This is a genomic window from Psychrobium sp. nBUS_13 (genome assembly GCF_051201665.1).
In the GTDB taxonomy this organism is placed as follows: Bacteria; Pseudomonadota; Gammaproteobacteria; order Enterobacterales; family Psychrobiaceae; genus Psychrobium.
The window spans coordinates 3926893-3941539 of the sequence record NZ_CP179210.1 but is presented as its reverse complement, the minus strand read 5'-3'; the positions used below and the strand labels follow the sequence as shown (position 1 = coordinate 3941539).

Genomic DNA, 14647 nt, shown 5'->3' with positions numbered 1-14647 from the left:
AATGTCACGTGTCGCAAAAGCACCCGTTGCAATTCCTGCTGGCGTAGAGGTATCTCTAAACGGTCAGGAAATCACCGTAAAAGGTGGTAAAGGTTCACTAACTCGCGTATTTAACGCGCAAGTAGCCTTAACTGTTGAAGACAATGCTGTTAAATTCGCACCTGCTGAAGGTTCGGTTGACGGTTGGGCGCAAGCTGGTACAGCTCGCGCTCTAGTTAACAACATGGTTAAAGGTACTAGCGAAGGTTTCGAGAAGAAACTTGAACTAGTTGGTGTTGGTTACCGTGCGAAAATCGCTGGTAAGTCAATCGACCTTTCACTTGGTTTTTCTCACCCAGTAGTTCACGAACTACCTGAAGGTGTTACAGCTGAGTGTCCAAGTCAAACTGAAATCGTTCTTAAAGGCGTAGACAACCAGGTTGTAAACCAGGTTGCTGCAAAAATTCGCGCTTACCGTCCACCAGAGCCTTATAAAGGTAAAGGTGTTCGCTATGCTGACGAACATGTACGCCGTAAAGAAGCTAAGAAGAAGTAGGTAAATACGATGGATAAGAAAACATCTCGTTTGCGCCGCGCTACTCGCGCCCGCGCAAAAATGGCAGAACTAAGCGCTACGCGTTTAGTTGTACACCGTACGTCTAGCCATATCTACGCTCAAGTAATCGCTGCAGGTTCTGGCGATGTAGTAGCTAGCGCTTCTACAGCTGAAAAAGCGATCCGTACTGAACTAAAGAGCACAGGTAACGTTGAAGCAGCAACTCTTGTTGGTAAAACTGTTGCTGAACGTGCTGTTGAAAAGGGTGTAACTGCTGTTGCATTCGATCGTTCAGGTTTCAAATACCACGGCCGCGTAGCAGCATTAGCAAATGCCGCTCGTGAAGCTGGTCTGAAATTCTAGGAGTTAGATCATGGCAAAGTTTGAAGAACAACAACAAAGCGACATGGCTGAAAAGCTAATCGCTGTAAACCGTGTATCTAAAGTAGTTAAAGGTGGTCGTATCTTTAGCTTCACAGCATTAACTGTTGTGGGTGATGGCGCTGGTAAAATTGGTTTTGGTTACGGTAAGGCTCGTGAAGTGCCTGCTGCAATCCAAAAAGCAATGGAAAAAGCACGTCGCAACTTAATCACGGTTAACCTAAAAGGTACAACCTTACAACACGCAATCAAAGGTAAGCACTCGGGTTCGAATGTTTACATGCAACCAGCATCAGATGGTACTGGTATCATCGCCGGTGGCGCAATGCGTGCAGTATTAGAAGTTGCAGGTGTACAAAACGTACTATCTAAAGCTTACGGTTCTACTAACCCGATCAACATCGTTCGCGCAACGTTTAACGCTCTTGAAGGTATGAAAACGCCTTCTTCTGTAGCGGCTAAACGTGGTCTAAGCGTTGACGAGATCATGGAGTAAGAAATGGCTAATAAAACAGTTAAAGTAACTCAGGTAAAGAGCTCAATCGGCCGTTTACCTAAGCACAAAGCTTGTTTAGCAGGTCTTGGCTTACGTCGCATTAACCACACTGTTGAACTTGAAGATACTCCTTCAGTTCGCGGTATGATTAATAAAGTTTACTACATGGTTAAGGTAGAGGATTAAGACATGCGTTTAAATACTCTTTCACCAGCTGCTGGCTCTAAAAAAGTAGCTAAACGTGTAGGCCGTGGTATCGGTTCTGGTCTTGGTAAGACTGGTGGTCGTGGTCACAAAGGTCTTAAGTCACGTTCTGGCGGTAGTGTTCGTCCAGGTTTTGAAGGTGGTCAAATGCCTTTGAAACAACGTTTACCAAAATTTGGTTTTACTTCACGTAAAGCATTGGTAACGGCTGAAGTTCGCTTGCACGAGATTGCTCAAGTATCTGGTGACGTAGTTGAACTAGCTAGCCTAATGGAAGCTAACGTTATTACTCGTAACATTAAGTTTGCTAAAGTAGTACTTTCGGGTACTATTGAGCGCCCAGTGACCGTTAAAGGTCTACGTGTAACTAAAGGCGCCCGCGCAGCTATTGAAGCTGCCGGTGGCAAAGTCGAGGAATAGTAGCTGATGGCTAAACCAGGAAAAGATATGCAAGGTGCACAAGGCGGCCTTTCTGAACTGAAATCGCGCTTGTGGTTTGTTTTAGGTGCGATTATCGTGTTTAGAGCAGGCTCATTTGTTCCAATTCCTGGTGTTGACGCCGCAGTACTAGCCCAGCTGTTTGAACAGCAAAAAGGAACCATCCTGAGCATGTTTAACATGTTTTCAGGTGGGGCCCTTGAACGTGCCTCTATCTTTGCTTTAGGTATCATGCCGTACATTTCTGCAAGTATTATCATGCAGTTAATGACCGTGGTACATCCTGCTATGGCAGAACTAAAGAAAGAAGGTGAAGCTGGTCGTCGTAAGATCAGTCAATACACCCGTTGGGGTACGCTAGTGTTGGCAACCTTCCAAGCAATTGGTATTGCTACTGGGTTGCCAAACCTCATTGCCGGACTTGTTGTTAGTCCAGGCCCTGCATTCTACTTTGTAGCTGTAGTGAGCTTGGTAACGGGCACAATGTTCTTAATGTGGTTAGGTGAGCAAATCACAGAGCGTGGTATCGGTAACGGTATCTCTATCTTGATTTTCGCTGGCATCGTTGCCGGCTTGCCATCAGCACTAGGTTCAATGGTTGAGCAAGCGCGTCAAGGGGATCTAAATCCACTACTGGCATTATTATTGGCCGGAATTATGTTCGCCGTCACATATCTTGTGGTGTTTGTAGAGCGTGGACAGCGTCGCATTGTGGTAAACTATGCGAAACGTCAGCAAGGACGTAAAGTTTTTGCAGCGCAAAGCACACATTTACCGTTAAAGGTAAATATGGCGGGTGTTATCCCACCAATTTTCGCATCAAGTATTATTTTGTTCCCGGGTACACTGGGGCAATGGTTCGGTCAAACTGAGGGATTAACTTGGTTAGCTGATTTGTCATTGGCAATTGCGCCAGGACAACCGTTGTATTCAATGCTTTATGCGGCTGCTATAATCTTCTTCTGCTTTTTCTACACGGCATTGGTTTTCAATCCGCGTGAAACTGCTGATAACTTGAAGAAGAGTGGTGCATTTGTTCCAGGAATTCGCCCTGGTGAGCAAACATCGAAATATATCGATAAGATAATGACACGTTTAACCTTTGCTGGTGCGTTGTACATTACCTTTATTTGTTTGGTACCAGAGTTCATGACCATGTCTATGAATGTACAATTTTACTTTGGTGGCACATCGCTACTAATTATGGTTGTAGTAATCATGGATTTCATGGCTCAAGTTCAGACCCATCTGATGTCTCATCAGTATGATTCGGTCATGAAGAAAGCTAATCTTAAAGGTTAGTCCTTAAGATAGTATTATTGGAGTAATGATATGAAAGTTCGTGCATCAGTAAAGAAGATCTGCCGTAACTGCAAGGTCATCAAACGCCATGGTGTTGTTCGTGTTCTTTGTACAGAACCACGTCATAAGCAACGTCAAGGTTAAGAAAGAAAATATTGCATCAGGCGTAGTTATGCTTGGTGCAAAATTAATTTGCAAACTGACATGAGGTCGAGTATCCTAACGGGCTTTTCGACCCCAGTCCATTAAACTTAGAGGAGTGCTACAGTGGCCCGTATCGCTGGCATTAACATTCCTGATCAGAAACACACAGTAATCGCACTGACGTCAATTTATGGCATCGGTCTTACTCGTGCACAGGCTATCTGTGCATCAACGGGTATTGCTGAAGATGTTAAGATCAAGGAATTAGACGAAACACAATTAGATGTTCTACGTAACGCCGTTGGCGAATTCACTGTTGAAGGTGATTTACGTCGTGAAGTTTCTATGAACATTAAACGACTAATGGATCTCGGTTGTAACCGCGGCCTACGTCATCGTAAGAGCTTGCCTCTACGTGGACAGCGTACTAAAACGAACGCTCGTACTCGTAAGGGTCCTCGTAAACCGATTAAGAAGTAGGCGGGATAAATTATGGCTAAAACTCCATCACGTTCTCGTAAGCGCGTACGTAAGCAAGTCGCAGACGGCATGGCTCATATCCATGCTTCTTTTAACAACACAATCATTACGTTGACTGATCGCCAAGGTAACGCTCTTTCATGGGCAACATCTGGTGGTTCTGGCTTCCGTGGTTCTCGTAAATCAACACCGTTCGCTGCACAGGTTGCTGCTGAACGCGCTGGTGAAGCTGCGAAAGAATACGGTTTAAAGAACATTGAAGTATTCGTAAAAGGTCCGGGACCAGGTCGTGAATCAGCAATCCGTGCATTAAATGCAGTGGGTTACAAGATCACTAACATCACTGATGTTACTCCTATTCCGCACAATGGTTGTCGTCCACCTAAGAAACGTCGCGTTTAACCTTTTATTAGGTAACGTTTAGACTAATTTTTTAGGCCAGTTGGAGAAAGAACATGGCAAGATATTTGGGTCCAAAACTCAAACTAAGCCGTAGAGAAGGTACTGACCTTTTCTTGAAGAGCGGCGTTCGCGCAATCGACTCTAAATGTAACATCGAGCAAGTGCCTGGTGTTCACGGAGCGCGCAGAACTCGTTTATCAGAATACGGTATTCAATTACGTGAAAAGCAAAAAGTACGTCGTATGTACGGTGTATTAGAAAAGCAATTCCGCAACTATTACAAAGACGCTGCACGTCTTAAAGGTAACACAGGTGAAAACCTATTAGTTATCCTTGAAGGTCGTTTGGATAATGTTGTTTACCGCATGGGATTCGGATCTACTCGTTCTGAATCACGTCAGCTAGTTAGCCATAAAGCTATTTTAGTAAACGGTCAAGTAGTAAACATTCCGTCGTATAACGTTAAGCCTAGCGACGTAATCAGCGTTCGCGAAAAGTCTAAGAAGCAAGCACGTATTGCCGCTTCATTAGAATTGGCCGCACAACGCGAGCCTAGTGCTTGGGTTGAAGTTGACAACACTAAATTCGAAGGTACTTTCAAGCGCCTTCCAGAACGTAGTGATTTGTCTGCGGAAATCAACGAACAGCTGATCGTCGAGCTTTACTCTAAGTAGAGCTAATAATAAGAGAGGACACAATGCAGGGTTCTGTTACAGAATTTCTAAAGCCACGACTTGTCGAAATCGAACAAGTCAGTGCTACTCGTTCAAAGGTTATTTTAGAGCCTTTAGAGCGTGGATTTGGTCATACACTAGGTAATGCGCTACGTCGCATTTTATTATCGTCAATGCCTGGTTGTGCCGTAACTGAAGTTGAGATCGATGGTGTACTTCACGAATATTCTTCGAAAGAAGGTGTTCAAGAAGATGTACTTGAAATCTTACTAAACCTAAAAGGTTTATCAGTTAAGTTGGAAGGTAAAACTGAAGCTATGTTGACACTCTCAAAGAGTGGAGCAGGCCCTGTGACGGCAGGTGACATTACCCATGATGGTGATGTTGAAATAGTAAACCCTGACCATGTTATTTGTCATCTTTCAGAAGATGGTGAAGTTAACATGCGTATCAAGGTTGAAATGGGTCGTGGTTATGAGCCAGCTACAGCTCGTCAATCTGACGAAGATGAAGAGCGTCCAATTGGTCGTTTGTTAGTTGATTCTTCTTATAGCCCGGTTGTTCGTATCGCATATAACGTTGAAGCTGCTCGTGTAGAACAACGTACTGACTTAGATAAGTTGGTTATCGATATGACAACTAACGGTACTCTTGATCCTGAAGAAGCGATTCGTCGTGCTTCAACGATCCTTGCTGAGCAACTAGATGCATTCGTAGATTTACGTGATGTAACAGAAGTTGAAGAGAAAGAAGAGAAGCCAGAGTTCGATCCGATCCTGCTGCGTCCTGTAGACGATCTTGAACTCACAGTTCGTTCGGCTAACTGTTTGAAAGCCGAAGCTATTCACTATATTGGTGATTTAGTGCAGCGTACCGAAGTTGAGTTGTTAAAAACTCCTAACTTAGGTAAGAAATCGCTTACTGAAATTAAAGATGTACTTGCTTCACGCGGTCTGTCTTTAGGTATGCGTTTAGAAAACTGGCCACCGGCTAGTATCTCTGACGCACTATAATCAGCAATTTAGTTAATTGTCGAACAAGATTTAGTTAAAAGGATAAGGTCATGCGCCATCGTAAGAGTGGACGTCAACTGAACCGTAACAGCAGTCACCGTCAAGCTATGTTTCGCAACATGGCGGTATCTTTGTTAGAAAACGAAGTTATCAAGACGACTTTGCCAAAGGCAAAAGAACTGCGTCGCGTAGTTGAACCATTAATCACACTCGCTAAGAGTGACAGCGTTGCTAACCGTCGTTTAGCATTTGCCCGCACACGTGATAAAGCGGTTGTAGGTAAATTGTTCACCGATCTAGGTAAACGTTATGAAGATCGCCCAGGCGGTTATACTCGTATTCTTAAGTGCGGCTTCCGTGCGGGTGACAATGCTCCAATGGCATACATTGAGCTAGTTAACCGCCCAGTAGTTGAACAAGAAGAAGAGTCTTCAGAAGATTAATTTCTTCCGACTAAGTAGCAATATTTAGTCTTTAAAAAACCCAGCTTCGGCTGGGTTTTTTTATGCCTAAAATTTGTGTTAGGTTAGAGACTCTTTAATCTATAGGAGCTATGGTAATGATTGGATATGTAATACCAATTGCATTAAATATTTGCCCACTTGTACTTGTTAAAATTAACTAAAATGGCGTTGCTCTCAATCCTAATAGCCAGCTATTAGTCAATCGAGCGCCTTGTTTTAGCTGATTTTCTCTACGCACAACAAGATCACTTACTTAATGCAATTGGTATAACGCTGGGTACTAACGATCTAGCGAGATCTACGGCATTTTTTGATGAGTTGTTTGGCTCAATAGGCATTGGCCGTTTTATTGAAACGGATTCATTTGTTGCTTGGGCGCCTGCGCCAGATAAGCCTGGAGTGTCAGTTACTAAGCCATTTGATGGTGAGAAAGCGACGGTTGGAAATGGGGTGATGGTTGCTTTGTCTATGGACTCTCCAGAACAAGTAGATGCCTTTTATGAAAAGGCCATTGAACTGGGAGCGACTTGTGAGGGCAAGTCAGGCCCTCGTGATGAGATGCCCGGGTTTTACGCCGGATACTTTCGCGACTTAGATGGTAATAAGTTCAACGCTTTTCACTTAGCAATGGGCTAAGATCTTTGAAATAAAAAAGCCGCATTTGAATGCGGCCTTTTAAATGTTTCTCTATGTCGATTTAAAGCTATTGTGATTCTTTAAGCCATACTGCTACATCTTTGGCGTAGTAAGTTAAAACTCCGTCTGCTCCGGCGCGTTTGAAGCATAACAACGACTCCATCGCTACTTCTTTTTCATTTAACCAACCATTTTGTGCCGCGGCTTTGTGCATCGCGTATTCACCACTCACTTGATAGGCAAATGTCGGTACACCAAATTCAGTTTTAACTCGGCGAACTATATCTAGGTAAGGCATACCCGGTTTAACCATCACAGTGTCTGCGCCTTCAGCAATATCTAGTGCAATTTCATGCATTGCTTCATCGGAGTTTGCAGGATCCATTTGGTAATTCTTTTTATTGCCGCCTTTAAGGTTGCTTGCAGAGCCAACTGCGTCTCTAAAAGGCCCGTAATAGGCACTAGCATACTTTGCTGAATACGCCATGATTTGAGTATTAATATGGCCTGCAGCTTCAAGTGCTTCACGAATTGCGCCGATGCGCCCATCCATCATGTCAGATGGTGCCACCATGTCGGCACCTGCGTCAGCATGAGAAAGTGCTTGTTTAACAAGTATCTCTGTTGTTACGTCATTTAGTACATAGCCGTCATCATCAATAATGCCATCTTGTCCGTGAGTCGTGAAAGGATCTAAAGCAACATCTGTAATAACGCCAAGCTCTGGGCAAACTTCTTTGATCGCACGAACTGCTTTTTGAGCCAAGCCTTGTGGGTTATATGCTTCACATGCATCTAACGTTTTATGAGTTTGCGGCGTGACAGGGAAGAGGGCAATCGCAGGGATGCCTAATGCAACGAGTTCTTGTGCTTCTTTAACTAGCAAATCAATAGATAAACGAGAGACTCCCGGCATCGACTCTACCGCTTCGATGCGATTTTTACCTTCTACAACAAACATTGGATAGATAAGATCGTTAACACTCAATTGATTTTCAGCCATTAATCGACGGCTAAAGTCATGTTTACGTAGTCTTCTCATTCGGCGGTTAGGATAGGCCGTACTGACGATATTCATAATGTGATCCTGTTAATTTTTAGCGGAGCTTTCAAACTCTTGAAATGTTTTAACTAAGTTTCGACCAGATGCCTTCGCAAAATAGAGTGCTTGGTCGGCTTGTTCAAATAGCTGGCTGTCTGCCGTCTCTGGTTCTATGAAAAGAGTTGAAACACCTATGCTTACGGTTACTTGTAAATCAATGTTTTCTGTTTTCACTATCGTTTCTGCGATGCGTTGGCGAATAACTTCAGCGACTTTTTCAGCGCCTTTTTGATCTGTGTTTGATAATAATATTGCAAACTCTTCACCACCATAGCGACAGACATAATCATTTGGTCGTTTTAATATTCTACTGGCAATTTTACTAATTTCGACCAGAACTTGGTCGCCGGCCAAATGCCCATGGTTATCGTTAACAAGCTTGAATTTATCCGCATCGAGCAACAGTAATGAAAGAGGCGTATTTTGACGACGACTCAGACGGTACTCGGCTTGTAAGCGTTGGTCAAAGAATTTTCTATTTTTGCCCCCCGTTAGTGCATCGTTTGTTGCCTGCTCTTCGAGTTGTCGGTTGGTTTCTTGCAATTCTCTTAGCGTTACATTTAGTTCAAATGTACGCTCATCGAATAGCGCCTCCATAGAAGCTTGTTCGTCGCGATATTCATTGAGAGATTCTTCGAGCTCTTCATAATCTCCTTGGCTTTGAGCCAACAGCTTACTTTTAAGCGCAAATGCATCCTCGTTGATCTGAATGTAGCGACATAAAATAACGGCACCCCACAATACAAACTGAAACGTGTAAATGAAGGTTGCGAGATTGAATAATTCTGTTGGTATTTTTAACACCCCAGAAAAATAAGTGGTTTTTATAAGCAGCGAAATGATAAACGCTAGCCAAGCGGCTACTAGTAACGGTTGAAACTGCTTTGTTCTAATACCGAGTAATATGAGGGATAGTGCGACTAAAACTATCCCGACATGAAGTGCTATTAATGAGGCTAAAACTGCAACAAAAGCCGGCAACGCTAGTAATATCGCCGCAATAATGACGATACTTCTTGCTAACCATGTCAATAGATTATGAACGAGGCTATATTCTTGTGTTTGATGGTCGATGAGCTCGCGAGTAATTTGAATTGAACACCACAATGTTAAAACAAACAGTGGTGGTAAAAGCAAGTTTTGAAGCCACGGTAACGCGTTAAAAATATAGGTCGAAGCGACTCCTTCTAGCCCTAAAATACCAAAGGTTCCAAACAAAACTAAACCAATAAAGTATCTATAAATATTGAGCTTTTCTTTTCGGTAAAAGGCTCCGGTTGTCACTAATAACAACAATGCAATACCGACAATGATGCCTATAAATATGCCATGTACACTAACTTGCTCGAAACTCTCTTTACTGTTGGTAATTGCTAATGGTAAAACTGAGGCTGCTTCATCTTGGTATCGTAAATATACATCGAGCGTTAAGCCATTCGCAGTCGGTAGAGGAAAATAGAGTTCAGGCGTTGCAATAGGTCGCTTTGATACGTCAATTTTATCGCCAGCGACAAAATGCCGAACTTCATTGCCTATGATGAGGTGTACATCTATTTTATCAACCAGTGGATTCGCGATTTCAAGGTACAGCGGGCCGCGAATCATATCTGCTGTTAATTTGACTGAAAACCTCATCCAGTAATGACGATCCACTAGACCATATGCAGCAAAGTTATCAGCGGCTATCCACTGGGATTTATCCAATTGTTTTATTTGCTCGAAACTATAGTTGCGATTGTCACTACTAAAGTAATTGAAGACCGTATTAGATGAATCGATAGTTACCCGAATATTTTCGTTCGCGTTACTTAATGTTGACCAACAGATGAATAAGAAAAGCGCGAACAAGCGTGCCAAAACACTTATCATACTTGGTCCTCATTATCGGTAAGATTAAAAAAATTAAGGCTATTGTTATAGCAGTTCCGTCGTAACATTTCGACAGATTGTTTTCTTGCCGCTGCTACTGTGCCAGCAATATGATACAGATTTGCGGGCCTGTTGTTACGAGACTTTGGTTTAGGCTTGATATTACGTGGCATTAAATAAGGTGAATCGGTTTCAAGCATCAAGCGATTATCGGGAATTGAAGGAACGCTTTCTAATAAATGTAAACCACGGCGTTCGTCACAAATCCAACCAGTAATACCGATGTGACAATCAAGATTAATATAATCTAATAATTCTTGATGGGTTCCGGTGAAACAATGGACAACGACTTGAGATAACTGGCTACGATATTTCTTTAATATCTCAACAAAGGCTTCATGAGCATCTCGTTGATGCATCACAACTGGCATTTGTAATTCAACAGCAAGTTTGAGCTGTGCTTCAAAGGCTGATTTTTGTTGGTCTCGTGGTGAAAAGTCACGATTAAAGTCTAAACCACACTCACCAAGAGCAACTACCTGTGGCAGTGAGGCTAATGATCTTAGCGCTGCTAAGCTACTATCATCGAATGTTTTAGCGTCATGCGGGTGAATCCCCGCTGTTGAATAAACAACATCAGGGTAGTGTTGAGCTACTGTTAATGCGTCGTGACTACCTTGAATACTACAACCTAGTGCAATCATTTTAGATACATTTGCCGCCAGTGCTTGTTGAACAATTTCAGGGGTTTTATTAGCTAGCGCACTAGCACCAAAATTAACCGCGATGTCGAACAATGGAGCCATAAAATCTAATTCTCTTCTTGCGTATCTGTTTCTTCGTCTTTATTGCGATAAATTGATGCCACGATGATTCCTACTTCATAGAGTAAGAGCATAGGCACCGCGAGCATTGACTGTGAAATAATATCAGGTGGTGTCAATAGCATACCAATGACAAATGCACCGACAACGACGTACGGGCGTTTTTGGCGAAGCTTCGCTGGTGTCGTGACGCCAGCCCAACAGAGTAAAATAATCGCAATAGGTATTTCAAACGCAAAACCAAAAGCAAAAAATAGCTTAAGAACAAAGTTTAGATAGCTCTCGATATCGGTTGCTATGGTTACATCATCTGGTGCAACACTAGTGAAAAAGCCGAAAATAACGGGAAATACTAAGAAATAAGCAAATGCGATACCGGCGTAAAACAAGATGGTGCTTGATAATAACATTGGAAAAACTAGGCGTTTTTCGTGCTTGTATAGCGCTGGTGCAATAAACGTCCATATCTGATGAAGCACAAAGGGAATTGCTAAGAAAAATGACAGCATCATGGTCAGTTTAAACGGCGCAAAAAACGATGACGTCACGCCTGTTGCTATCATCGTGGTGCCTTCCGGCAGGTGATTCTTTAGTGGCAGTGCCACGTAAGCATAAATATCATTGGCAAAATAAACGAGACCAATGAAAATCACTAATATGCTGGCAACCGCTTTGAGCAGGCCATTACGCAGTTCAATAAGATGACTAATAAGCGGTTGTTGCATTGATGACATGATTATTCTTTTGTTATTTTAGCGTTGTCTTGCGGTGTCGGCTCGGCTTGATAAGGCTGGGTGACGTCTTGTGCAGCTTGTTGCAATGTAGCAATAGATTCCTTCAATTCATCAGGAATATCGCTGCTATTCACGTCTTTGCTAATATTTTCAGCTTTTTTTAAGTCGCTATGAAGCTTTTCGATCTCAAGCTCTTGCTCAAGTTCGTTCTTCACGTTTTGCGCTAGTCGGCGCATCGTTCTTATCCAGCCGCTAACAGTTCTAACGGCTGTTGGTAAACGCTCTGGGCCAAGGACTACTAATCCAATAATGCCGATGAGAATTAACTCCCATAACCCAATATCGAACATCTAAATTAAACCTGTTCTTTATCTTTAGTTTGCGTCGTTTTTTCGTCGCTAGCTTCTTTAACATCCAAAGATTCTGTTTTGTCTTGCTGGTTTTCATCTTGCATTGCTTTTTTAAAGCCTTTTACCGACGAACCTAAATCACCGCCAAGATTACGTAGTTTCTTGCTGCCAAAAATAACGATAATAATTACAGCAACAATCAATAATTGCCAAATACCAATGTTTCCCATGGTGTCTCCGAATACTTATAATAATAAATTGTCACCTAGACATTCTAAGCGTTTTACTAGCGCGCTGTATAGCTTCTTTTTCTAAAACAGTTTTTAAAACAATAACTACCTAATTCAGATAGCGATCTTCACTCTGCCATGCTTTAACCCAACATAGCAGACTTAATGCTCCACTGAGTATACAAGGTAACTCAAGTCCTTCTTTGACATAAAGCAAGGTGGAGCAAATACCTGACGTTGCCGCTAAGAATGTCCAGAACTGACTGCGTTGTTGCAAATGTTGATTACGTAATAAACGCTGCTGATTCTGTTGCCATAGCGCCTGTTCTTTTTGACTACGTTTTAAGTTGTCATAAATGAGGTTCGGCAACTCAGGCATTTTTTCAACCCAAAATGGCGCATTGGTTTTAACTGATTGATACAGCGCTTTTGGTCCCATCTGTTCTTTGAGCCAATTTTCGAGAAAAGGTTTCGCTGTTTTCCACAAATCGAGTTCTGGATAAAGTTGACGCCCTAAACCTTCAATATAGAGTAAGGTTTTTTGTAGTAGAACTAACTGGGGCTGAACCTGCATATTAAACTGACGCGCTGTATCAAACAGGCTCACCAATACATGACCAAAGCTGATTTCTGCTAATGGTTTAGCAAACAACGGCTCTAAAACTTGGCGAATGGCAAATTCAAACTCATCAACATTAGTGTCACTCGGTACCCATCCTGAATCAACATGCAAGGTAGCGACTTTACGGTAATCATTATTGAAAAAGGCCACAAAGTTTTCGGCAAGATAACGCTGATCTTCTTTATTGAGAGTACCAACAATGCCGCAATCAATGCCAATGTATTTCGGGCTCTGTGGATTCTCTCTTGATACGAAAATATTGCCGGGATGCATGTCAGCGTGAAAGAAACTATCGCGAAATACCTGGGTGAAGAATACTTCGACGCCGCGCTCAGCAAGTACTTGCATATTCGTGTTCTGTGCGTTGAGCTGGGCTATGTCGGCAACCGGAATCCCAAAAATACGCTCCATTACAATCATGTTATCAAAACAATAATCGCTGTAGGTTTCTGGAATATAAAGTGACTCTGAGTCAATAAAATTATTGCGAAGTGTTTGGGTATTCGCTAATTCTTTACCAAGATTAAGCTCGTTTAAAATGGTACGGCGATATTCTAAAACAACTTCTACCGGGCGTAGCCTTGCGCTTTGCTTAGGCAAAACCTTGGTTAGTAGTTTCGCAAACGTCAGCATTAAGTCGGTATCACTAACAATGACTTGTTCAATGTCAGGGCGGATCACTTTGATAACGACTTGTTTGCCATTACTTTTTAACGTGCCGCAATGCACCTGCGCTATCGACGCACTCGCTAGCGGCGTTAACTCAAAATCATCAAACACGTCTTCAACTGGACACTGTAAGTTGTCACTAATGAGCTTTACTGCGTCGTTACCGTCAAACGATGGCACGTTGTCTTGCAATTGACCAAGCTCTTTAGCTAATTCATCGCTCAGTAAGTCGCGACGAGTCGATAGCATTTGGCCAAATTTAATGTAAACCGGCCCTAAGGCTTCTAGGCATAAACGCAGGCGCTGCGCTTGGGATTTGTCTTTGTGTTTGTTGCGCAACCAAAAGAAACACTGGCGGCCAAATTTCACATACCAAGGCAAAATATGCCACGGCATAAATTCGTCTAAGCCATATTGTAAAAACAGCTTATTAATTAAGTAAAAGCGCTTGATACTGCTTAATTTCATGGTTTGTCCTTAAGCTGGTCAATTTGCTTGTTTAATGCTGCGCAGCGTTGGGCTAGCTCATCAACTTGATCTGAAAAATGCACAAACTCTAACTTTCCAATCATAATACGCGCTTCGTGAGTAAAGTAATCGCTCGCTTTGTTTTGTACTTTAGTTAAGCCGTCAGTAACAGTTTTTGTTAGCTTGCTGGCGCCTTGACCTAGTCGGTAAGCGGCTACATCGCCTGTGTATTGCGATAAATGTTCTTGCCAATCGATATCCAGCTTGGTTAACAAATCCGCAAAATATTGAAGCGTTTTGATGTCGCCTTCAATGATCAATTGATCTGATTTAATTAAATCACCAATGTTGGCATTGTTTTTCAGTGCAATGAGCGTATTAAAGTTAAGCTTAAGATGAACCGCTACATCGCCTTCAAATTGACTTAATACTTCAACTTGAGCGGGACTAAAGTGAAAGAATAATGGCTGTTTAAGTTCGCTGATTTCAAGGCCAACCGTTTGGCCTTGAAGAGGTGTTTGTCGCTGCGCACTGGTGTTGTCTAGCGCCAATAGTTTATTTAAAGACGTTTCTATACTTGCGCAAATCAAGCTTGATAGTGGCATCTGCT

The 14647-nt window shown here is 42.5% G+C and carries 21 protein-coding genes; 13 read left to right on the top strand and 8 right to left on the bottom strand.

The window, feature by feature from the left end:
- Window position 1: 1 nt before the first annotated feature.
- From rplF to ACMAZF_RS18270, 13 genes are all read left to right on the top strand, one after another.
- Window positions 2–535 carry a 50S ribosomal protein L6 gene (rplF, locus tag ACMAZF_RS18330; RefSeq protein ID WP_435275159.1) on the top strand — a complete coding sequence of 178 codons (534 nt, stop codon included), beginning with the start codon at window positions 2–4 and terminating at the stop codon, window positions 533–535.
- 9 nt (window positions 536–544) lie between these two features.
- The gene (gene rplR / locus ACMAZF_RS18325) at window positions 545–898 is read left to right on the top strand and encodes a 50S ribosomal protein L18 (protein WP_435275158.1); all 354 of its coding nucleotides are present in this window, start codon (window positions 545–547) and stop codon (window positions 896–898) included.
- Between the two features lie 10 nt (window positions 899–908).
- Window positions 909–1412, top strand: coding sequence for a 30S ribosomal protein S5 (gene rpsE, locus ACMAZF_RS18320; protein ID WP_435275157.1), 504 nt, complete (start codon window positions 909–911; stop codon window positions 1410–1412).
- Window positions 1413–1415: 3 nt separating this feature from the next.
- A complete protein-coding gene (rpmD, locus tag ACMAZF_RS18315) occupies window positions 1416–1598 on the top strand; it encodes a 50S ribosomal protein L30 (RefSeq protein ID WP_435275156.1) in 183 nt (60 codons plus the stop codon).
- Window positions 1599–1601: 3 nt separating this feature from the next.
- Complete coding sequence (gene rplO, locus ACMAZF_RS18310) at window positions 1602–2036, top strand: 50S ribosomal protein L15 (RefSeq protein WP_435275155.1); 435 nt, start codon at window positions 1602–1604, stop codon at window positions 2034–2036.
- Window positions 2037–2042: 6 nt separating this feature from the next.
- Window positions 2043–3356 carry a preprotein translocase subunit SecY gene (secY, locus tag ACMAZF_RS18305; RefSeq protein ID WP_435275154.1) on the top strand — a complete coding sequence of 438 codons (1314 nt, stop codon included), beginning with the start codon at window positions 2043–2045 and terminating at the stop codon, window positions 3354–3356.
- 30 nt (window positions 3357–3386) lie between these two features.
- Entirely contained in the window at window positions 3387–3500 is a 114-nt protein-coding gene (rpmJ, locus tag ACMAZF_RS18300; RefSeq protein WP_435275153.1) for a 50S ribosomal protein L36, read from the top strand.
- Between the two features lie 123 nt (window positions 3501–3623).
- Complete coding sequence (gene rpsM, locus ACMAZF_RS18295; RefSeq protein WP_435275152.1) at window positions 3624–3980, top strand: 30S ribosomal protein S13; 357 nt, start codon at window positions 3624–3626, stop codon at window positions 3978–3980.
- A gap of 12 nt (window positions 3981–3992) precedes the next feature.
- On the top strand, window positions 3993–4382 hold the full coding sequence (gene rpsK / locus ACMAZF_RS18290) for a 30S ribosomal protein S11 (protein WP_101213181.1): 390 nt from the start codon (window positions 3993–3995) through the stop codon (window positions 4380–4382).
- 53 nt (window positions 4383–4435) lie between these two features.
- Window positions 4436–5056 (top strand): 30S ribosomal protein S4, encoded by a 621-nt coding sequence (rpsD, locus tag ACMAZF_RS18285; protein ID WP_435275151.1) that lies wholly within the window; start codon window positions 4436–4438, stop codon window positions 5054–5056.
- A 23-nt stretch (window positions 5057–5079) separates the two neighbouring features.
- A complete protein-coding gene (locus tag ACMAZF_RS18280) occupies window positions 5080–6069 on the top strand; it encodes a DNA-directed RNA polymerase subunit alpha (protein WP_435275150.1) in 990 nt (329 codons plus the stop codon).
- Window positions 6070–6119: 50 nt separating this feature from the next.
- Window positions 6120–6512: a 50S ribosomal protein L17 gene (gene rplQ, locus ACMAZF_RS18275; protein ID WP_435275149.1), complete on the top strand. Its 393-nt coding sequence runs from the start codon at window positions 6120–6122 to the stop codon at window positions 6510–6512.
- 222 nt (window positions 6513–6734) lie between these two features.
- Complete coding sequence (locus ACMAZF_RS18270) at window positions 6735–7169, top strand: VOC family protein (RefSeq protein ID WP_435277282.1); 435 nt, start codon at window positions 6735–6737, stop codon at window positions 7167–7169.
- Window positions 7170–7236: 67 nt separating this feature from the next.
- On the opposite strand, the gene hemB is transcribed toward ACMAZF_RS18270, so the two are convergent.
- The 8 genes from hemB to ACMAZF_RS18230 all read right to left on the bottom strand — a co-directional run bounded on the left by hemB (window position 7237) and on the right by ACMAZF_RS18230 (window position 14642).
- Entirely contained in the window at window positions 7237–8247 is a 1011-nt protein-coding gene (gene hemB / locus ACMAZF_RS18265; RefSeq protein WP_435275148.1) for a porphobilinogen synthase, read from the bottom strand.
- 12 nt (window positions 8248–8259) lie between these two features.
- A complete protein-coding gene (locus tag ACMAZF_RS18260) occupies window positions 8260–10140 on the bottom strand; it encodes a diguanylate cyclase (protein ID WP_435275147.1) in 1881 nt (626 codons plus the stop codon).
- Window positions 10137–10946: a TatD family hydrolase gene (locus ACMAZF_RS18255; RefSeq protein ID WP_435275146.1), complete on the bottom strand. Its 810-nt coding sequence runs from the start codon at window positions 10944–10946 to the stop codon at window positions 10137–10139. The genes ACMAZF_RS18260 and ACMAZF_RS18255 overlap by 4 nt, the downstream gene beginning before the upstream one ends.
- Window positions 10947–10951: 5 nt before the next feature.
- Window positions 10952–11698 carry a twin-arginine translocase subunit TatC gene (gene tatC, locus ACMAZF_RS18250; protein ID WP_435275145.1) on the bottom strand — a complete coding sequence of 249 codons (747 nt, stop codon included), beginning with the start codon at window positions 11696–11698 and terminating at the stop codon, window positions 10952–10954.
- A gap of 2 nt (window positions 11699–11700) precedes the next feature.
- Complete coding sequence (gene tatB / locus ACMAZF_RS18245; protein ID WP_435275144.1) at window positions 11701–12048, bottom strand: Sec-independent protein translocase protein TatB; 348 nt, start codon at window positions 12046–12048, stop codon at window positions 11701–11703.
- 5 nt (window positions 12049–12053) lie between these two features.
- A complete protein-coding gene (gene tatA / locus ACMAZF_RS18240) occupies window positions 12054–12278 on the bottom strand; it encodes a twin-arginine translocase TatA/TatE family subunit (protein ID WP_435275143.1) in 225 nt (74 codons plus the stop codon).
- 109 nt (window positions 12279–12387) lie between these two features.
- Window positions 12388–14037 (bottom strand): ubiquinone biosynthesis regulatory protein kinase UbiB, encoded by a 1650-nt coding sequence (ubiB, locus tag ACMAZF_RS18235; protein WP_435275142.1) that lies wholly within the window; start codon window positions 14035–14037, stop codon window positions 12388–12390.
- On the bottom strand, window positions 14034–14642 hold the full coding sequence (locus tag ACMAZF_RS18230; RefSeq protein ID WP_435275141.1) for a ubiquinone biosynthesis accessory factor UbiJ: 609 nt from the start codon (window positions 14640–14642) through the stop codon (window positions 14034–14036). The genes ubiB and ACMAZF_RS18230 overlap by 4 nt, the downstream gene beginning before the upstream one ends.
- Window positions 14643–14647: the final 5 nt, after the last annotated feature.